This window comes from Filimonas effusa, from assembly GCF_004118675.1.
Taxonomy (GTDB): Bacteria; Bacteroidota; Bacteroidia; order Chitinophagales; family Chitinophagaceae; genus Filimonas; species Filimonas effusa.
On sequence record NZ_SDHZ01000001.1, the window covers coordinates 998,839 to 1,018,649 of the forward strand.

At 47.1% G+C, this 19,811-nt stretch carries 15 protein-coding genes; 8 read left to right on the top strand and 7 right to left on the bottom strand.

The features are described 5' to 3' along the window. Positions 1–402 precede the first annotated feature (402 nt). Entirely contained in the window at positions 403–1,173 is a 771-nt protein-coding gene (locus ESB13_RS03605; protein WP_129001659.1) for a hypothetical protein, read from the top strand. Continuing rightward, the gene (locus tag ESB13_RS03610; protein WP_129001660.1) at positions 1,166–1,900 is read left to right on the top strand and encodes a hypothetical protein; all 735 of its coding nucleotides are present in this window, start codon (positions 1,166–1,168) and stop codon (positions 1,898–1,900) included. The genes ESB13_RS03605 and ESB13_RS03610 overlap by 8 nt, the downstream gene beginning before the upstream one ends. Positions 1,901–2,147: 247 nt before the next feature. Here ESB13_RS03610 and ESB13_RS03615 read toward each other — a convergent pair whose 3' ends face one another. Then, positions 2,148–3,122: a hypothetical protein gene (locus tag ESB13_RS03615; RefSeq protein ID WP_129001661.1), complete on the bottom strand. Its 975-nt coding sequence runs from the start codon at positions 3,120–3,122 to the stop codon at positions 2,148–2,150. Between the two features lie 31 nt (positions 3,123–3,153). After that, entirely contained in the window at positions 3,154–4,089 is a 936-nt protein-coding gene (locus ESB13_RS03620) for a hypothetical protein (RefSeq protein ID WP_129001662.1), read from the bottom strand. Positions 4,090–4,256: 167 nt separating this feature from the next. On the opposite strand from ESB13_RS03620, the gene ESB13_RS03625 reads away from it, so the two are divergent. Continuing rightward, the gene (locus ESB13_RS03625) at positions 4,257–6,734 is read left to right on the top strand and encodes a TonB-dependent siderophore receptor (protein WP_220399540.1); all 2,478 of its coding nucleotides are present in this window, start codon (positions 4,257–4,259) and stop codon (positions 6,732–6,734) included. 133 nt (positions 6,735–6,867) lie between these two features. Here the strand turns inward: ESB13_RS03625 and ESB13_RS03630 are convergent, their stop codons facing one another. The 5 genes from ESB13_RS03630 to ESB13_RS03650 are packed head-to-tail and all read right to left on the bottom strand — an operon-like array spanning position 6,868 to position 12,508. Beyond that, positions 6,868–7,725, bottom strand: coding sequence for a sugar phosphate isomerase/epimerase family protein (locus tag ESB13_RS03630; protein WP_129001663.1), 858 nt, complete (start codon positions 7,723–7,725; stop codon positions 6,868–6,870). A gap of 9 nt (positions 7,726–7,734) precedes the next feature. Then, a complete protein-coding gene (locus tag ESB13_RS03635; RefSeq protein WP_129001664.1) occupies positions 7,735–9,135 on the bottom strand; it encodes a carbohydrate porin in 1,401 nt (466 codons plus the stop codon). Between the two features lie 14 nt (positions 9,136–9,149). Next, positions 9,150–10,469, bottom strand: a complete 1,320-nt coding sequence (gene fucP / locus ESB13_RS03640) for an L-fucose:H+ symporter permease (RefSeq protein WP_129001665.1) — start codon at positions 10,467–10,469, stop codon at positions 9,150–9,152. A 19-nt stretch (positions 10,470–10,488) separates the two neighbouring features. Continuing rightward, a complete protein-coding gene (locus tag ESB13_RS03645; RefSeq protein ID WP_129001666.1) occupies positions 10,489–11,451 on the bottom strand; it encodes a carbohydrate kinase family protein in 963 nt (320 codons plus the stop codon). A 43-nt stretch (positions 11,452–11,494) separates the two neighbouring features. Beyond that, entirely contained in the window at positions 11,495–12,508 is a 1,014-nt protein-coding gene (locus ESB13_RS03650; protein ID WP_129001667.1) for a LacI family DNA-binding transcriptional regulator, read from the bottom strand. Positions 12,509–12,623: 115 nt separating this feature from the next. Between ESB13_RS03650 and ESB13_RS03655 the strand changes: the two genes are divergently transcribed. The 5 genes from ESB13_RS03655 (at position 12,624) to ESB13_RS03675 (ending at position 19,706) form a co-directional block, all read left to right on the top strand. Next, positions 12,624–13,118 (top strand): DUF4251 domain-containing protein, encoded by a 495-nt coding sequence (locus tag ESB13_RS03655; RefSeq protein ID WP_129001668.1) that lies wholly within the window; start codon positions 12,624–12,626, stop codon positions 13,116–13,118. A gap of 197 nt (positions 13,119–13,315) precedes the next feature. Next, positions 13,316–14,635 (top strand): TolC family protein, encoded by a 1,320-nt coding sequence (locus ESB13_RS03660; RefSeq protein ID WP_129001669.1) that lies wholly within the window; start codon positions 13,316–13,318, stop codon positions 14,633–14,635. A 22-nt stretch (positions 14,636–14,657) separates the two neighbouring features. After that, positions 14,658–15,809 (top strand): efflux RND transporter periplasmic adaptor subunit, encoded by a 1,152-nt coding sequence (locus tag ESB13_RS03665; RefSeq protein ID WP_129001670.1) that lies wholly within the window; start codon positions 14,658–14,660, stop codon positions 15,807–15,809. A 36-nt stretch (positions 15,810–15,845) separates the two neighbouring features. Next, positions 15,846–19,043 carry an efflux RND transporter permease subunit gene (locus ESB13_RS03670; protein WP_129001671.1) on the top strand — a complete coding sequence of 1,066 codons (3,198 nt, stop codon included), beginning with the start codon at positions 15,846–15,848 and terminating at the stop codon, positions 19,041–19,043. Between the two features lie 99 nt (positions 19,044–19,142). Then, positions 19,143–19,706 carry a hypothetical protein gene (locus tag ESB13_RS03675; RefSeq protein ID WP_129001672.1) on the top strand — a complete coding sequence of 188 codons (564 nt, stop codon included), beginning with the start codon at positions 19,143–19,145 and terminating at the stop codon, positions 19,704–19,706. Positions 19,707–19,811 lie beyond the last annotated feature (105 nt).

Below are 19,811 nucleotides of genomic sequence, written 5' to 3' on the forward strand. Positions count from 1 at the left end.
ATTAGCACGGAGTGTGTGAATCGTAATTGCAGATTTCTAAACTAATCCTGTTTTTACACGATCGAGACAGTGACTGCAGTCGCTTGACAAAGCGGGTTTGAAATAGTAATTTATGAAAGCAAGAAAATTATTAGTTTTTACAACGGCTTTTTTAGCATCTTGTGGTGAATGCAAAAAAAATGGCTTTAACAGAATCTGAAAAATGGGTAAATCAAGAGTGCCAGGTATTTTCTTTGGAAATATCGTGCCTGAAGCGGAGGTGATGGATAATATTGAAAATTTGAACAAGAGTTTGTCTCTTCTTCGGAGAAGGATTTTTTATGTTTTTTAATATACTTTTATAATAAAATATTTGCTTTAATTTTGATAAATTAAATTTCTCTTAACCCTTTTTAAGCATTTATGAAAACCCTTATAACAACCCTTGCAGTCTGCTGTATCTGTTTGTATACAACAGCATTCTCTCAAAACACTTTTCCCGCTACAGGCAACGTCGGTATTGGTACTACTACGCCCGCTGTGCTGCTCGACGTCGCTAACACAGAACCGGAAAAGGTATCCGTGGTCCTTGGTCGACTGGCCTCTTCTACCGACACCGGTAGTGGCACCTGGCTCGGCATCCGTAAAGGAAATACCAACACGCTTACGGCTAAATCATTCTCGCTGGAGTATTGGCAAAGTGGAAACTTTAATTCGGCTATCAACTTCCACCGGGGCAGTAGCGTACTAGGCGGCTTCATGACGTTTACCACCGGCCTCGCTGGCGAAGCAATGCGTATCGATCCCAACGGAAATGTCGGTATCGGAACCGATAACCCAACAGCCAAACTCGCCGTCAACGGCGATATCCACGCCAAAGGACTGAAAGTCTCCTTAAAAGGATGGCCCGATTACGTGTTCGACTCAACGTACGCATTGATGCCGCTACCTCAACTCGAACAGTATCTTGAAAAAGAAAAACACCTCCCCGAAATCCCCGACGCCGCTACCGTAGAGCAGCAGGGACTCGATGTAGGTGAAATGCAGAAACTCCTGCTGAAAAAAATAGAAGAAATGACCCTCCACCTCATCAACATTAAAAAGAACAATGAGGCTATAAAAAAGGAGAATGAAGAGTTACAATTGCTGATCACCCAATTCAGGGAAAATAATAAAGCAGTAAAACATGATTAAGAAGATCATTCTTTTCGTGTTCATCGCTTTTTGCGTTAATGCGAATGCACAGAATCATTTCCCCGATAGCGGCTATGTAGGTATAGGTACCACAACACCCCAGGCACCGCTTGATGTGAAACCTACAGGCGATGAACAAATAAGTATGATTCTCGCACGTCTGCCGGAGGGTAATAATAACGGATGGGGCACAAATTTAAATGTCAGGACGGGCGACTGGTATGCCCGCCCCAGGCCATTTTGGATCGAACATTCTTTTTATAGCACAACTAATGGTGCCATTGGCTTTTTCAGAGGCAACAACGTAAAGGAAGGAGATATGGTCTTTTGCTCCTATAATGGTTACGAGGTAATGTGGGTGCAGCCTAATGGTAATATAAGTATTGGACTGCGTTCACATCAGGCCCGTTTAGCTGTAAATGGTAATATTCTGGCACGTAAAACATTGGTGAAAGTAACTGGCTGGCCCGATTATGTCTTCGAAAAGAATTACAAGCGTATGCCTTTATTACAACTGGCAGGCTTTATCGAAAAACATGCTCATCTTCCCGGTGTCCCCAATGCGGCAGAGGTAGAAGCAGCTGCAGCCGATATAGGAGCTACGCAGAAAGTATTGCTTGAAAAGCTGGAAGAAATAAGCCTCTATCTCATCGAACTCGATAAAGAAAACAAAGAGCTGGACGAGCAGAACAAACGCCTGAAACGGGAACTGCTGTCTCTCCAATAATACGGCTTGTAAGATCTTTAAAAACATGCCCATAATCCCATCACAAGTGGTATTATGGGCATGTTTGGTTAATTCCGCCGTCCAATACCCAAAAGCTGTATCCGATGCTAGGAATATGACTTTTGTCATAGGAGCTCCCGTTCCTTTCATTATATCTTACGGGAACTTAATTTGATGGCAAAACAAGCAGGATATCAAAAAAAATATCTACGAAAAACTACGCTTTAAATAGCCGCTTAAGACGTACCTAAAAGCGCCCTTCAACGGTCACTTCCTTCTTCGTCTCCTTCAACTGTTCCTCCAGCCGCTTTACCTCTTCCCGTAATGTCTTATTCCGTTCGGCAATTTTCTGCTTTTCTGCATCTATCTGCTCCTGTTGCCCGATCATATACAAAGTAAGCTCCTCTATTTTCTTCAACAGCAAAGACTGCGTCAAACCAACGTCAACCCCTTGTTTCTCAACTTCCTTGGCAGATGGAACATCAGGCAAATGTTTGTTTTGTTTGATGAAACTGCTAACCTCCGCAAGAGGCATCAGCCGGTACGAAGAATCAAAAACATAGTCCGCCCAGTCGGCAGATGTCATTTTTACTTTTATACTCTTGGCAATGATGGTCCCGTTTACCGAAAGCTTTTCACTGGGCTTCTTGGTGCCTATTCCAACATTGCCGGTTCCGCTTACATAAACATCTGTAGTAAATACCGTCGGGTTGCCCGGTAATGTATTGGTATTTGTCCTGCCAATTTCAAACTCCTGGTTTGCCACACGCCATATACCACCACCTTTTCCGGGATACCTCATAAATCCTACACGGGATAAATTGTTCCCGTCAACAATCACACCCGAATTACCCGGTGAATTAACATAAACGCTTTGCCCCACATACATGTCCCTGCCTAACCATAAACGCTGGAACCGGAAGCTGGCAGATCCCAGGTCCTGCACATTGTCGTTCCTGGCTATTAAACCCAGTCCGCCTAAATGGAGGTATAAGCCATTACCGGAGATATCAAGTCTTGGTCCTATTGGATCCGACGCCGATTTGCGAAACGCGAGATAACCATTGTTGTGTATAAGCATATTACCTGCTACTTCAAGCTTCACAATCGGATAGGTTGTGCCTATACCAACATTGCCATTGGCCGGAAATACATTTTGCGCCTTCAGGTTGCAGTAAATAACATTGATAATAAGTAAAGAAAGAAAGGATAGTATTTTCATAACAATATAAAGGATAGGTTGAAAATATTTATTACGCTGAAATTCTGTTTACCAGCGAGCGCATCTTCCGGATTTTCTCCAGCAGTAGCTGCTGTTCCATGTCGGCATCTTGTTTCAGTTGCTCAAGCGCCTGCTGCTGCTGAATAAGGTAAAGTGTTAATTCTTCTATTTTACGAAGCAATACCGACAGGTTATTGCCAATGTTTAATGCAGCATGTTCTGTCTCCTTTGCTGAAGGTACATCTGCCAGATGCCCGTTGTCCTTAATGTATTGTTTCAGATCGCTGACAGGTAGCAAACGGTAACTTCTTTCAAAAACATGATCTGCCCAGTCAGCTGCCTGCAGGTTCACTTTAATTCTTTTTGTTATGATATTACCGTTTACCGATAGCTTTTCAGAAGGTGAAACGGTATTGATTCCCACATTGCCATCGCCCGATGTATAGAAATGTGTTTGAAAAACAGATGCAGAAAATAGATCGCTATTCGTTGTGCCTATTGAAAAGGCTTGCCCCTGCGATCGCCAGATGCCTGCCGTCCTGTCCGGATATTTTATTAATCCCATAACCGAATTACTGTCTTTACCCAATATAATACCATTGTAATCACTGCCGTTGATAAAAGCGCTGGCGTTTAAATTAATGCCCGTGCCAAACCAGGCATCCCTGAAACGCCATTGTCCCGTGCTAAGATCTTGCCCCATATCTGTTTTAGGAGCCAGCGATCCGCCGTTTATCACTACATAATTGCTAACCGTACTTAACTCAAGCTGAATTCCCTTACTTGTATCAGGTGCTTGAAATCGCACTGCTCCATTAGTTATGAGTACGGGGCCATGAACTTCCAATAAATTCTCCGGCGCCAACGTCCCCACACCCACATTGCCAGTATCGGGAAATACATTCTGGCAAAAACAATGACCAAAGAAGAAAAGAGATAGGGATGAAATAAGAAGATGTTTTCTCATGACCGAAAATAAGATATTATCTTTAAATAAAATATCCAATCTGCTTTCGCCTGATAAATCATTACTTATAATAGTTACTGTTTCCTGATGTCGTAAATTCTTTTTCCTGATTGCATAAAACCAATGAATGACACTGCCGTTTCTTTGCGGCCCAACTCTTCATACTTATGCAATACAGGAATACTTTTCTTTTTTTGATGCTGTTTTATTTTTCCATTACCAGGTGTTTTAGCCAGCATACGGCGGAATTACGTGGCGATATTTTCGATAACGGCGAAAGAGCGCTCGCCGGCGTCTCTGTTGTGCTGAAAGGCGTTTCCGTTTACACCGTTGTTTCCGGCGAAAAGGGTGATTTTGTCTTTCACAACATTCAGCCCGGCGAATACAGGCTCTATGCAAGCCGCACAGGATTTGCCAACTATGAACAAAAAATCCGGGTAAAAGATAAAGACCAGTTTATTCATATCTATCTTGCCAGCCAGGCCAACGAATTGCAAAGCGTTGAAATTACAGGCCATCGCAGGAAGGCGTATAAGCTCAACGAAACCTATATCGGCAGCAAGGGCGGAATGAACATTAAAGACCTTCCTCAATCTGTATCCTATGCCACCAAAGAACTCATGCTCGACCAGGGCGATGTTCGTGTCGGTGAAGTGGTAAAAAACTTCAGTGGCGTTAACCAGTTTACAAGTTACGACGACCTTACCATCCGTGGTTTCAGGGTAAATGGCCAGAGCAATACGCAATTGTTGAATGGAATGCGTACCAGCACCGGCTTCTGGAAACAGCCGCTCACCAACTATCTCGAGCGGGTAGAAGTGTTGAAAGGACCTGCTTCGGCACTTTATGGCAATGCAAGTCCGGGAGGCGTGGTGAACAGGGTTACCAAAAAGCCATTGAATGAATCACGTAAAAATATTACCCTGCAAATGGGTAGCTTCAATACTTTCAGGGTGCTGACCGATTTTACCGGTCCTGTCAACAAAGACAGCTCCCTGTTATACAGGCTTAACCTGGGATATGAAGACGCCAACACCTTCCGCGATCTCATGTTCGATAAAAATATCGTCGTCGCCCCCTCTGTATCCTTCATCCCCGATGCCAATACCAGGATCAACGTAGACCTCGTTTACAATGCCTCCCGCAGCCGCCTCGACCGCGGCCAGTCGCTCCTGGCAAACGGCGATCTGAACTCAACCCCGCAATCCTTGTCGCTGGCCACTCCCAACGATAAACTGAATGAAAATACTTATACCATTACGGTAGCAGGCAGCCGCAAATTAGGCGACAATGCTTCTTTTAATGTCGCCTATTCCCGCACCGGCTACAACGAAGATCTGTACGAACACCGGGGGGCCAACGCCTATGCCAAAGACACGATGGGTAAAGATGTCTCCAACCTCGTAGCCATGCAAATCTTCGCCAGGAAACGTAATCGGTATATTGGTAACCTTACAGCCTATGCCGATTTTAAAATAAATACCGGCAGTATAGAACATAACTGGATCGCAGGATACGACTACGGCAGCGAATTATCGCCTGCCGGCGCTTCCCAGCTCACTGCTTCAGGATACCGCAATGCCGCCAACAATGCCGCCATTACCTTTAATGCCGCGCAATATGCGCAAAACCCTTCCGCTTATATCAAGCGCTTCCTGGTGAAAGACGGCCTGCTGGTTCCCAACGTGCCCTCCTTTAACCTCAACGATGTGGTGAACTCCCAGAAAATGCAGGACGATAGCAAAGCATTCTTTACCAATACTACTCTTGCACCAACGTATTATTACCTGCATGCTGGCTATTTGCAGGATAGGGTGCGTATCGGGCGCCTGCAGCTCCTGCTTGGCATCAGGTATGAGCATTATACCGACTTTGCCAACTATCTCGCTACCAATCAAACGAAAACTAATTCCACCGCATTACTGCCGCGTTTCGGAGCCGTGTACACCGTTTCAGAAAATATCAATGTGTACGGTACCTATGTAACAGGGTATAACCCCCAATCTGCGGCAACTTTATCTAACCCCAGTGCAGGCGGCCCCTTCGAACCTTTAAGAAGTAATATGACTGAATTCGGCGCTAAAAGCTCGTGGCTGCACAACAGGCTGTCGGCTTCCGCAGCGGTTTACAGGATAGAACAAAAGAACACGCTGTATAATGCCAATAATCCCAATAACCCGGATTCTATGATGCAGATAGGAAAAGAAAGATCTGAAGGAATTGAATTTGATGTTACCGGGCAGCTTACCTCTTCCTGGAGTATTATGGCATCCTATGCTTATAACGATGCCAGGATCCTTGCCGGTAGCGATGCCGAAAAGAACCGACAGAAACCCAATGCCCCGCGTAACCTGGCTAACCTATGGACCAAATACATGATTCGCAAAGGACCATTGAGTGGCCTGGGCGCAGGGTTGGGAGTGTATTACGTGGGTGAAAGAGGGCTTTCCATCAGCCTCGATCAAACCATTCCTGCATATACACTCGTTAATGCAGCGGTATACTACAATTTCGGGCAAATGCAACTGCAGCTGAACGTCAATAACGCTACCAATAAAAAGCATTGGGTAGGAGGATACGATTATATCCGCCTGTTCCCGGGTAACCCAAGGCAATACCTTATAACACTTAACTACGCATTCTGATAATTTTAATTACATGCAGCACTTGGTTAAACGTTAAGAACGCTTCATCAGGTGCTGCATGTATTTGTTATACCAGTATAGTCAAATGGTTCGTGCCGGGTTACAGGCTTTTGCCGGATGTCGGAAGGCAGCTTTACAGCAAACCATAAAGGGCAGCCTGCTCTTTCATAAACGCTAAGCTCCCTTTAGCCAGCGCCTCCGCGGAATATGGCGATGCCCGCCATAACGATACAGCCGCTGCCATCCCATTGATAGAAGAGGAGAAGTTTTCCAGTACCAGCGCTCCCCGGTAGTCGATGGCCGATAAAGCTTTGAAGAAATCTTCCCAGTGAACATTGCCTTCTCCGGGCATCCCCCGGTCGCTTTCTGTTATATGCAGATGTTTTAGTTTTTCACCGGCAGCGATAACAGGTGTTGTAAAGCCCGCTTCTTCTATGTTCATATGAAATGTATCGAGGTGCAGGCCCATATTGGAGGCATTAACTTTTTGCAGCATCCGCAACACATCACTCGCACAGGTGCACACATAACTCTCGTAACGGTTGATAGGTTCTATGGCAATAGTAATGTCATAACGTTGTGCATACTGCGAACATTGGTACCATACTTCACATATGATATCTTCCTCAGCTGTTGTCAGCGGGTGCCCTGAAAATACGCCGATAGCGCTGTGTAACACGCCACCCAGCAGCCGGGCTTCCAGCTCCGCGGTTTTCTGCACGGCAGCTGTCATTAGCGCTAAGGCTTCTTTAGGGTGAGTGGGAATATGCGCATAGGAGGGAAGGTTAAAGGAACATACCGGCTGTAACCGGTGCTGTTTCAATTGCTGCCTTACCGTTGCAGTATCTATAGCCATTGATGGCGGAAGTAGTATTTCCAGTACATCAAAACCATAGGCAGCTGTCTGTTCAATGGCATATTTGCCTGCCGAAGCTTCCCACGCGGGTAAAGTCCAGCTAAGCAACGATGCGCCAAATTTTATTTTTTCCATTTTTTTTATTTAAAAGATCCACCACTCTGCTCTTACACCCAGGTAACTGCCCCACCTTTTGTTGCCCGCATACGAGAGAAAAGGCGAATAGGCATGTTCCATGGCATAGGTATTATAACGTGCTAAAGAAAAGATCAGTCGTATATGAGGCCTCGCCCAGGGATCGCGCGCTGCCGTTGGTACCAGGGTAGGAGCCAGCACCCATTTGAGCATGGTGGCCTTAGGATTATTCCCGTCTGTTCGTTCCGCGTAATGCAGCTCACTGATGATATGAAACCAGTTGGTGACATAACCTATAGCCCTTACCCCGCTTACCCAGTCTCGTTTGAAATTCGTCACCGTCCGGTTATAGTAGTCCTTGGCTTCGCCACTGGCGCTGCCACCACCCTTGCTCCGGGTGAAAACTGAATATCCGTTTAAACTTAGACGCGAAGATAGGTTTAGTAATACATGCTCTACCGCGGTAAGCGAATAAGCGCCGGTATAACGTTGTGTTACAGGATCGGGTGCGCCAAATGTAAGCCATGTTTGCGTACTGCCATTGTCTCCGCCGTTGGCAACGCCACTGCCGTAACGCACCGATAGCTGGTTGAAAGAACCTTTGCGAAGTGTGCGCACCGGCGAGGTCCATTTTATGCCTGCTACCCAGCCCTGATCTGTAGGATAATAAGGAAGCGCATCCCGGCCCGATGAAGCTACATAATGATATTCCGCAAGCAGCTTTATGGTATGCCCCTGCCACCTTTTGATCTCATGCTCTAATACGGCTATTTCGCGCTGCCGGTAAGTAAAACCGCCCCCTCCCGTAATGATGTTCGAGTAAGAATAAGGAAGCGTACCCCGCGATGTGGTATCTATCACCGAGGGAAAATACATGGAGAAGGATGTGTTGCGGTATTTAACACCAAAACCCGTGGTTGAGTGATCGTCGAAATAAAAATAGTCGCAGATATGTATGTCATCGTAGCGCATATACCGCGCCCCTGCCCAGGCGCTCCACTGACTGCCCACTATATTCCGCACCTCTGCAAAGGCTTCAGGCAAACTTGATACTGTTCCACCCACAGACCGTGAATTTACATTCCCCAGGTTCGTTCCTTGTGTGGAATAATAAGCGAGCCGCGCCTGGAAATCAATTTTTGTACTGTCGTTATCCGCATTCACTGCACGGAAATGAAAAGAAGGCAATAGATCTACATAATCGCCCTGCTCTAAACGGCTGCCCAGTGATCCCTGTCCGTTCAGGTTCAGTTGCCGGCCGGTAAGGCCGGGGATCGATGGCGATATGCCCGCACCAATACGGCCTGTAGTTCCCATAGAGAATTGCTTGTTGGTAATAATGATCTGGCTATAAACAGGAGGCGCCACCAGCAGCAATAAAAACGGCGCATAACAGTTATTTATTTTCATATAGCATTACGTTATTATTTGCACTTCCATCCGTACCAGGCCACTACGGCAAAGGCCAGCATAGGCACACAAAAGGCACCCGTAATTCCTGTCATATCCGATACGCGGCCCATGATCATCGTGAGTATAGCACCGCCTATAATGGCCATTACAATCACCGAAGAAGCCATTTTGGCTCTTGCCCCAAGGCCGGCAATACCCAATGTGAAAATGGTAGGATACATGATCGACATGAAAAAGCTGGTGGCTACAAAAGCAGCAATACCTATACTGCCAGGCAATAAAATCCCGGCTATCACAAGCGCCATACTAATCAGGGCATATGAAAACAGCAGTACATGATCTTTGAATTTTTTCAGTAACACAGTCCCCGTAAAACGGCCTGCCGCAAATAATACCAGTGATAATATCAGGTAGTTGGCTGCCTGCTTTTCCGTAACTGAGGGCGCTACATGCTGCACATAACGGATCAGGTAACTCCACATACATACCTGCGCTCCTACACAAAAGAACTGGGCTATCACTGCCATCCGCAACTGTTTTATTCCAGGCAGCCCGCCTTTCAGCGGTTTCATTTGCATGTCTTCTGTTCCCGGTGTGGTTTCCTCTGGTTCTTTAAGCGCCGGGAAGCGGGTAACAGCAAACAATAGGGCAAATAACAATACCACAATGCCTATACATAAATAGGGCGGCGCTACAGCTGCCGTTTCCGATCTGTAATAGGTGTCCAGTACCGCTGCATCCATATGGCCTATTTGTTCAGGAGTGTATTCGATACCGGAAAAAATGAGCTGCTGACCTACTACAATGCCGGTAATACAGCCTATGGGGTTGAAAGCCTGCGCAAGGTTTAAACGGAAACTGGCAGTTTCAGGCTTGCCCAATACAGCTACGTAAGGATTGGCGGCCGTTTCCAGGAAAGCCAGTCCGCTCGCTATAACAAACAACGCAAAAAGAAAAAAGGTGTACGAATGCGCTTTGGCCGCAGGCACAAACAACAAGGCGCCTGCCGCGTATAATAAAAGCCCGCTGATGATGCCGCTTTTATAACCACGCTTTTTCATCACGTACGAAGCAGGCAGCGCAAATACAAAATAACCCAGGTAAAACGCAGACTGTACCAGCCCCGATTGAAAATCGTTAAGCGAAAAAGATTTCTTGAATTGTTTGATAAGTATATCATTCAGGTTGTTCGCCATTCCCCAGAGAAAGAAAAGACTGGTAATAAGTACCAATGGCAATAGATAAGCCTTGCCTGAATGGCTTGTTGTAGCAGGTGCTTCAGCAGTAATACGCTCGCTGCTGGCAGATGAGGTAGGGGCAATATTTATCATGACTTCTGTTATGGCAGGTTTACAATGAAGTACGTAATGGGGTGAAGGGCTGCAGAGAGGTGCCTTGCTGAACACGAAAGAATGGCTTGGCTGCCTGCTTGAACTGCTCGAACGTTGCTGGGGTGTAGTCGGGGCAAGCGCCTTCTTGTGTAGTTACAAAAGCACCCATAGCCGCGGCATCGAACAGCATATCTTCTACAGTATTACCGGAACATCTGGAAACCAGGTAGGCCGCCAGGAAGGAGTCGCCGCTTCCTACCGTATCCTTTACCGTTACAGGTAGGGCATTACATTCATACCAGTTGCCGCCACTACAACAAACGGCTCCTTTGCTTCCCTTCGTAAGCAATAACTCATGTATATCAAACTGCTCTTCCAGGAATTGCAGGCCGGCAACTTCAGACTCGTATTCACGGCCGAAAATAGACAGGATGATGCGCAGCTCTGCTTTGTTAAGTTTAACGCAATCGGCATGCTTGAGCAGGCTTGCCAGTAGCTGGCCATCGTAATAGGGTGGCCTGAGGTTGATGTCGAATACCTTGAACGGAGCCGCCTCCAATAACTCGAAAATAGCATGGCGACTTTCAAGACCGCGTGCTGCCAGGCTGCCATAAACAAATACGTCCGATGCAGCAGCCACGGCAATATCTTCCTGTGATGTTGAAATATAATCCCATGCTACATCTTCTGTTATGGCGTAATGGGCTTCGTTATGCTCGTCAATGGTGGCTATAACGGTTCCGGTACGGGCGTGGCTATGCTGCCAGTGGGTTGGCAGGGCTACCCCCCAATCGGTAATGAGTTTGTAAAGGGTGTTGCCCGGCTCGTCATTCCCCAGCCGGGTGATCATTTGGGCCCTTACGCCCAGCTTGTTCAGATGGTAGGCTACATTGAAAGGAGCACCACCGGCTTTCCGGCCTGTGGGGAAAATATCCCATAAAACTTCCCCAAAACAAGTTATCGTTATCGGATTCGCATTCATAAATGGCTGTTTAAACGTTTCAACAATATGAGAAAAAAATTTATTACTGTTCATTGGTAGCAACCCACGCCACAGGCAACTGCAGTTGCTGCACGGCCTGCTGCTCATTCTTTTCCGCGTTTACCCGTTTCAGCATAACATCCACAGCGCTGCGTCCTATATCCTCCAGCGGCTGTCGCAGGTAAGGAATAGGATAGGGGAAAAACTCGAACGCCTCACTTTCATCAAACAACACCACCGATGCCATATCGGGTATGCTGATGTTACGCCTCACCAGCTGCCGTACACCTGCTACGCCTATCTTGTTCGATGTAAAAAAGAAGGCATCGGCATCATCGGCCAGCGCATGATCCATAATACGTTGCATCTCACTTTCCAGGTCGCTTTCATGCAGCCGGTAAACCACTGCCGTAAAGCTGTGCATAGGCCGGTACTGCTCCCAGGTTACGATCGCACCCTGCACGCGGTCCTCTATATGCTGTAATCCTGAATCATAAGTGATAATGGCCATCTTGAGGCGCGCTTCACGGAGAAAATAGGCAGCAGCCTTTGAAGCCGCCCCAAAATTGTCGACGCATACACTATCTGCACCAACACCCGGAAAATAACGGTCTACCAGTACGAATGGCGTCGAACTATCCAGCAAAAGTTCCAGCATCGCTGCTGAACCAGCCGGCGGCGCAATGATAAGACCGTCAACCTGCCTGGAAAAAAACTGGCTGGCAAGCCGCTCGAACTTGTATATGCTTTCATCCGAACTGCCTATCAGGAGCGAATAACCCAGGGCTTCCGCTTCATCACTGATAATACGCGCCAGCCGCGAAAAAAATGGGTTGGATATGTCTGCAAGGATAAGACCCAGTAGAAAAGTCCGGTTGCTTTTCAGGCTTCTTGCAAGGTAATTGGGGGAATAATGAAGTGCCTTGGCCGCACTTTTTATTTTCTCGGCAGTTTCACTGTTGATCCGGTTGCTTTGCTTGCCGTTTAGAACATATGATACCAGGGTAGTCGATACACCGGCTTTCGCAGCAACATCTTTTAATGATACTTTTTTCATATGCCCAGGCAACCTGTTTGATACCAAAAATAATCAGTTTAAACGATTCAACAAATTTATTTTAACCTATACCCCGTGTCGCGTAACTTTAAGATCTCTGTAACCTTAACTTACTATGAAAACAATGCTTCCCCTGGTCCTGGTCCTCCTGCTATCGGCTGGCTGCGGATCCACACGTCAAAATGGTAACGGAACACAATCCAATACCACGGCTGCCCTGGTCAATAACAACAACTTCTTATTCCGTGCACAAACGGCTACCCCGTTAAATGGCCGCATTATTAATCTTACCTTCGAATACGAAGTAAAGGTCTCTAAAGACACCATCGTCGCCTTTCTCCCATATTTCGGAAGGGCTTTCACCGCCCCCATGGACCCATCCCAGGGTGGCATAAAATTCACATCAACAAAATTTTCACAAAAACTGCAGCAGCGACGCAGGGGAGGGTGGGAGTTGGTAGTTAAACCTGAGGATGTGCCTGATATTCAGATTCTTAACTTTACAATAACTACTAATGGCTATACAACCCTCCAGGTAACCAGCACCAATAAACAACCCATTTCTTTTTATGGCACAATTGAAGCTAACACACTGAAAAATAATAGGTAATCACCGAAAATCAACCGATGTGCAAAATTTTCTTAAACAAACGTTTGATTTATCTTGCGCAATCCCTTTACCTTTGCCTTCAATTTCAGTGATTTAATGATTTCTTGCCGCTTACCTGCTCTCTTTCAGCCGCTTACAGCCAAAAGTGGACGATCGGGGTACAGGTAATAACCTTTTTAACATTTATAGATTGATTTATGAAACGACTCATGTATACGGTTGGTTGTATGATCGCAGGTTGCTTCAGCATGCCCTTGCTGGCCCAGCACACAGGTGACTCCCTGTTGCAGGAAGCAACCCTGGCAAACGTGATTCAATACGCACTCACGCATCAACCCTCCGCTCAACAGGCCCTTATCGACGAAAAGATCACCGAAGAAACAATTAAAACAAAACTGGCCGACTGGTATCCGCAGGTGAATTTCAACTACTCCCTGCAGCATAACTTCCAGGTGCCTATTAACGTAATTGGTGGCAATCCCATCCAATTGGGCGTACATAACACCTCCGGAGGTCAGTTTACCCTCTCACAAAGCGTTTTCAACCGCGATGTATTATTGGCAGCCCGTACCAGGGGTGATGTCCGTTTACAGGCGCGCCAGGCTGTCACCGCTAACAAGATCGATGTCACTGTTAACGTCAGCAAAGCTTTCTACGATGTCCTCGCCACAAAAGAGCAGATCAAAGTGAGCGAACAGGATATCATCAGGCTGGATAAAAGCATGCAAACAGCTTTCGATCAGTACCAGGCAGGTGTAACCGATAAAACCGATTACAAACGCGCTACTATCGCTTTGAATAACGCAAAGGCCAGCGTCAAAACAAACCGCGCGCTGCTCGACGCAAAAGAAGAATACCTCAAACAGTTGATGGGCTATCCGGTCTCCGGAACACTGAATATCGTGTACGACAGCCTTCAGATGGAACGCGAAATTGCAATGGATACCCTGCAACAGGCTAGCCCCGATGCACGTATCGAATATCAACAATTGCAAACACAGCGAAAACTGCTGGAAGCCAGCGTTAAATACGAAAAATGGAGCTTTATCCCTACTGTTACGCTTAATGGTGCCTATAACCTCAGCTATCAGAACGATAACTTCAACAAACTGTATAGCAACAACCTGCCTAACTCTTTCGCCAATGTAACGGTTGGTTTCCCTATTTTCCAGGGCGGCAAAAGAACAGCAAGGATTCGCCAGGCTGAATGGCAACTGACACGTACCAACTGGGATATCACAAATCTGAAAAATAGCGTAAATTCTCAGTTTGCACAGGCATTGGCTACTTATAAAGCCAACCTTGCCAACTACGACGCATTAAAAGAAAACCTCGATCTCGCTCAGGAAGTGTACGACGTAATACAGCTGCAATACAGGTCAGGTGTGAAAACTTACCTGGAAGTAATTACCTCCGAATCCGATCTGCGTACAGCGCGTATTAACTATTACAACGCATTATACCAGGTACTTGCCAGCAAGGTAGATGTTCAGAGAGCCCTGGGTCAAATTAATTAATACCATTCAAAATCAAGATACAATGTTGTTTAACACGATTAGAAACTATACAGGCGTTGCCTTTTTACTCACACTCGCTGCTTGCGGTAGCAAACAGCAGCAGCAACAACAGCAGGCTCCGGCCGCTGTGCCTGTTACCGTCACTCCGGTAACTACTACAGACGCGGTTTACCACGATTTGTATCCCGGTACAGTTACGCCGCTGAAGCAGGTTGAACTGCGTCCGCAGGTGACTGGTTACATCACAGGTATTTTCTTCCAGGATGGTGCTAAAGTCAGAAAAGGTCAAAAACTCTATACGATCGACGAACAGGTGTACTCCGCCAACTACCAGCAGGCGCTGGCGAACGTGGCAGTACAGGAAACCAACCTCGTTAAGGCGCAGAAAGATGCCGACCGCTACCACGAACTTGATAAAAAGGACGCGATAGCTAAACAACAGGTCGACTATGCCGATGCCGCACTCGAAGCCGCCAAAAAACAACTGGCTGCCGCAAAAGCAAACGTACAAAGCGTGCAGTCTAACGTGCGTTTTGCTACTATCTACGCTCCTTTTGATGGTACTATCGGTATCTCCCAGGTTAGAACAGGCGCTTCTGTAGTAGCAGGCTCCTCTGTCCTCAATACCGTGTCTACCGACGATCCTATCGCGGTCGACTTCACCATCGATCAGAAAGATATCTATCGTTTCTCCCAACTCCAGCAGAAAGGAACGAAAGGAAAAGACTCTGTCTTTACACTCGCTTTCGGTAACGACGTGTATCCTTTCCCCGGGAGCATTTATACCATCGATCGCGCAGTTGATCCTCAAACCGGTACGCTTAAAACACGGTTGGTGTTCCCTAATAGCAAAGGCTTGCTTAAATCAGGTATGAACACAACCGTACGCGTACAGTCCAATACCGCTGCTAAGTCTGTTGTTATTCCGTTTAAAGCGGTAACGGAGCAGCTCGGCGAATTCTTTGTATACGTTACAGCCGACAGCAGCAAGGTGTCACAGCGTAAAGTGGTGCTGGGTAAACAACTCGGAACCGACGTCGTGATCCAGGAAGGCCTGAAAGAAGGCGAAACGGTTGTAGTCCAAGGTGTACAGAACCTGCGTGATGGTGCTGTTTACACTACACAGGCGCCGCAGCAGCCCGGAGCTCCCGGAGCAGCAGCACCCAAAAAGTAAGAGGAGAGATTATAAGATCAAGAAAGCAAGCGAACAATGATAGCAGATACTTTTATAAAACGGCCAGTAACGGCCATCGTAATATCCATTGTGATTGTGCTGGTAGGTATTATCTCAATGCTCACCCTGCCCATCGCACAATACCCCGATATTACTCCGCCAACCGTTTCCATCACCGGTAACTTTACCGGCGCCGATGCCGAAACGGTAGAACAAACCACTACCACTGCCATTGAAACGCAGGTGAACGGTACCCCGGGCATGACCTATATGTCCAGTAACAGTACCAGTAGCGGCCAAAGTAGCATTACGGTTAACTTCGAAGTAGGTACTAATATCGATATCGCTACCCTCGACGTACAGAACAGGGTGAGCGTGGCACAGCCTACACTGCCCGATGCGGTAAAACGTCTCGGCTTAACTACCCGTAAAAGAAACCCCAGTATCATGATGGCCCTCGCGCTGTACTCTCCAAATGGTACGCACGACGCCACCTTCCTGGGTAACTACGCCAACATCTACGTAAAAGACGCGTTGTTAAGGGTTAAAGGGGTAGGTGATATCTTCACCCGCGCCGATGACTTCGGTATGAGGGTTTGGTTCGATCCTAAAAAACTGGCGAACCTTAGCCTTACAACCACCGATGTTATGGCAGCCCTTACTGAACAGAACCTGCAGGTGGCTGCCGGTACTATCGGCGGTAACCCACAGCCCGGAACGCAAAGCTTTGAATACAGCGTGCTTACCAACAGCCGCCTGAATACAAAAGAACAGTTCGACGATATCATCGTGCGCAGCAACCCTGCCGACGGTAGTATCGTACGCCTGAAAGACGTTGCCCGTGTCGAATTGGGTAAATTCGACTATGGTATCAACTCCTTCGTGAATGGTAAACCAGGACCCTTCATCCTCATCTACCAGGCCCCCGGCGCTAACGCCCTCGATACCTACAAGGGTATCCAGAAAGCACTGGCCGAAATGAAGAAAACCTTCCCTAAAGACGTTGACTACCTCGTTCCGCTGGAAACAGCAACCGTGGTTGACGTTTCTATCGATGAAGTATTACATACCCTGGTAGAAGCCCTCTTGCTGGTGATCCTCGTGGTGTTCCTGTTCCTGCAGAACTGGCGCGCAACACTTATCCCCGTACTGGCTATCCCGGTATCGTTGATAGGTACCTTTATCTTCTTTATTCCGTTCGGCTTCACCATTAACACCCTTACTCTCTTTGCCTTCGTATTGGCGATCGGTATCGTGGTGGATGACGCCATTGTGGTCGTCGAAGCGGTGCAGCACTATATAGACCATGAAAAGCTATCGCCCAAAGAAGCAACACAAAAGGCGATGCGCGATATCTCCGGCCCTGTGGTCGCTATCGCGCTGATCCTCGCAGCGGTATTCGTTCCCGTAAGCTTCGTCCCCGGTATCGTAGGCCGCCTGTACCAGCAGTTTGCGATCACTATCGCGGTGTCGGTGATCATCTCGGCTTTTGTGGCCTTGTCACTTACCCCGGCGCTTTGTTCTATCATGCTCAAACCCTCTAAAGGTGAGAATGAGAAAAAGAATATCATGGAGAGGTTCTTTGCCGGCTTTAACAGGTGGTTCGAAAGAGTTTCTCACTCCTATACAAGAGGCGTGGCAAAATGGATCAGGGCTACTCCTTATGTCCTGGTAATGATGGTCTGCCTCTTCGTAGGTCTGTTCTTCCTCTTTAAAGCAAAACCTACAGGATTCATCCCCTCTGAAGATGAAGGCCGTTTATTCGTATCATATGAAATGCCCGAAGGTACTTCTACCACACGCAGCGTGGAAATGATCAAGGAGATCATGGGAAGGGTACAGGCAATACCTGCGGTGAACGTTGTCGGAGGGCTGGCTGGTCTTAACATCATCAGCTTCTCTAACAAATCTAACCTCGGTACGCTGTTCGTAAACCTGAAACCATGGAGCAAACGTGAGGCGAAGGAAGACCAGCTCAATGGTGTAATTGCGGAAATACGGAAACGTACAGCCGATATCAAAGAAGCCAGGATCCTGGTAATTGCACCGCCAGCCATCCCGGGTCTCGGTCAAACCTCAGGTTTCACCTTCGAATTACAGCAAACAACAAGTACCGATAATATCCAGGAATTCGAAAAAGTATCCCAGAAATTTATCGGCGCCTTATTCCAGCGCCCGGAAATTGGTATGGCTTATACCTTCTTCTCCACAAAAACACCAAACTACCGTGTCGATGTGAACAGGGATGCTGCTAAAAAACTGGGCGTGGCGCTCTCCGATGTCTATAGCACCATGAGCACCATGCTGGGTAGTAGCTACGTGAACGACTTTAACCTCTATGGCCGTAACTTCCGCGTGATGGCCCAGGCCGATAGCTCTTTCCGTTCTAATCTCGATAACCTGCAGAACTTCTATGTACGCAACAGGGAAGGTAATATGATCCCAATGAGCTCATTGGTGACCACCAAACTGGTCGAAAACCCGGCGGTGATCTCACACTATAATATCTACAGGTCTGTTGAAATCAACGGTGTGCCTAAACCAGGTTATAGTAGCGGCCAGGCAATCGAAGCCCTGAAAGAAGTGGCCGCGCAGGTTTTACCCGCAGGTTATGGCTATGAATTCTCAGGTATGAGCCGCGAGGAGATCAAGGCAGGTAGCAGTACAGGTATGATCTTCGCTATCTCTATCGTCTTCGTATTCCTGTTCCTGGCAGCGCTGTACGAAAGCTGGTCAATACCATTCTCCGTATTATTCGCGGTGCCGGTAGGCGCGTTTGGTTCTATCTTAACGCTCACCTTCCTGCCTAACTTGACCAATAACGTATACGCACAGATCGGCTTGATCACACTGATCGGTCTGGCCGCCAAAAACGCCATCCTGATCGTCGAATTCGCGAAAGAAAGGGTGGATAAGGGTATCGATATTACACACGCTACCCTGCAGGCCGTTCAGTTGCGTCTGCGACCCATCATCATGACCTCCCTTGCATTCATCCTCGGCGTGTTACCGCTCGCGTTTGCAAGTGGTGCCGCCGCCGAATCCCGTAAAACTATCGGTTGGACCGTGGCAGGTGGTATGGTCGCGGCTAGCTCCCTCGCCATCTTCGTAGTGCCCGTATTGTTTGTTCTCATCACCAAACTCGCATACGGTAAATCTCTTAAGAAGATCCAGGAAAAACACCGCCTTGAAGAAGAAATAGATCGTTCTATTATAGAAAACAGGATAGGTTAACAGACAGGAGTTAATTACTAGCTTGGCTTAGAAAACAGAAGCGGCGCTATTAACGCGCCGCTTTTTTTTATGCGCAGCCGTTTGCCTAACTTTGAAAATATGCATGATATAGAGCCATTTTTTAACTGGAGACACCTGTATACAGCAGAAGACGATGTCCGCTCACCCTTCTATGGCCGTACCTATAGCGAATTCGAATTCTCTCAAACCGTTTACAACTACTATATCCATCCCCAATGGGATGAATTTGGCAGCCGCACGCTCTACATGAAGATCCTCTATGTGGATTATGAACAACAATTTGCAATAATTGAACTCATCGGTGAATGGAACGACGCCATAGAAAATGATATCATGACGCTCAAAAGGGATATCGTCGATAAACTCGAAGCCGACGGTATCTTTAAATATATCTTCATCGCAGAAAATGTCCTCAACTACCACAGCGGCGATAAAGACTACTACCAGGAATGGTTCGATGAAGTCACAGACGAAAGCGGATGGATTGTCCTGCTGAATATGCCCCAAGCTTCACAGCAGGATTTCAGGAAAAGAAAATTACACTACTTCATAGAATTGATGGAACTGCCCGACTGGCGTGTCTATAAACCAGAACACCTTTTCAGGCTTATAGACGACAAGATCAACCAGCGTCTCGACTAGTACTTTCAGCCTATACGACACAAAGCAGGAGGCCGCTTTTATAACCGGTTCACACAACCCGGCGTGCAGACATTAGTCTTTTTGGCAATGTTTTTGGAGAATGGG

Bases quoted from the DNA above. Each gene is read 5' to 3' on its own strand.
- ESB13_RS03605 (WP_129001659.1), top strand. From the start codon at position 403: ATGAAAACCCTTATAACAACCCTTGCAGTCTGCTGTATCTGTTTGTAT.
- ESB13_RS03610 (WP_129001660.1), top strand. From the start codon at position 1,166: ATGATTAAGAAGATCATTCTTTTCGTGTTCATCGCTTTTTGCGTTAAT.
- ESB13_RS03615 (WP_129001661.1), bottom strand. From the start codon at position 3,122: ATGAAAATACTATCCTTTCTTTCTTTACTTATTATCAATGTTATTTAC.
- ESB13_RS03620 (WP_129001662.1), bottom strand. From the start codon at position 4,089: ATGAGAAAACATCTTCTTATTTCATCCCTATCTCTTTTCTTCTTTGGT.
- ESB13_RS03625 (WP_220399540.1), top strand. From the start codon at position 4,257: ATGCAATACAGGAATACTTTTCTTTTTTTGATGCTGTTTTATTTTTCC.
- ESB13_RS03630 (WP_129001663.1), bottom strand. From the start codon at position 7,725: ATGGAAAAAATAAAATTTGGCGCATCGTTGCTTAGCTGGACTTTACCC.
- ESB13_RS03635 (WP_129001664.1), bottom strand. From the start codon at position 9,135: ATGAAAATAAATAACTGTTATGCGCCGTTTTTATTGCTGCTGGTGGCG.
- fucP (WP_129001665.1), bottom strand. From the start codon at position 10,469: ATGATAAATATTGCCCCTACCTCATCTGCCAGCAGCGAGCGTATTACT.
- ESB13_RS03645 (WP_129001666.1), bottom strand. From the start codon at position 11,451: ATGAATGCGAATCCGATAACGATAACTTGTTTTGGGGAAGTTTTATGG.
- ESB13_RS03650 (WP_129001667.1), bottom strand. From the start codon at position 12,508: ATGAAAAAAGTATCATTAAAAGATGTTGCTGCGAAAGCCGGTGTATCG.
- ESB13_RS03655 (WP_129001668.1), top strand. From the start codon at position 12,624: ATGAAAACAATGCTTCCCCTGGTCCTGGTCCTCCTGCTATCGGCTGGC.
- ESB13_RS03660 (WP_129001669.1), top strand. From the start codon at position 13,316: ATGAAACGACTCATGTATACGGTTGGTTGTATGATCGCAGGTTGCTTC.
- ESB13_RS03665 (WP_129001670.1), top strand. From the start codon at position 14,658: ATGTTGTTTAACACGATTAGAAACTATACAGGCGTTGCCTTTTTACTC.
- ESB13_RS03670 (WP_129001671.1), top strand. From the start codon at position 15,846: ATGATAGCAGATACTTTTATAAAACGGCCAGTAACGGCCATCGTAATA.
- ESB13_RS03675 (WP_129001672.1), top strand. From the start codon at position 19,143: ATGCATGATATAGAGCCATTTTTTAACTGGAGACACCTGTATACAGCA.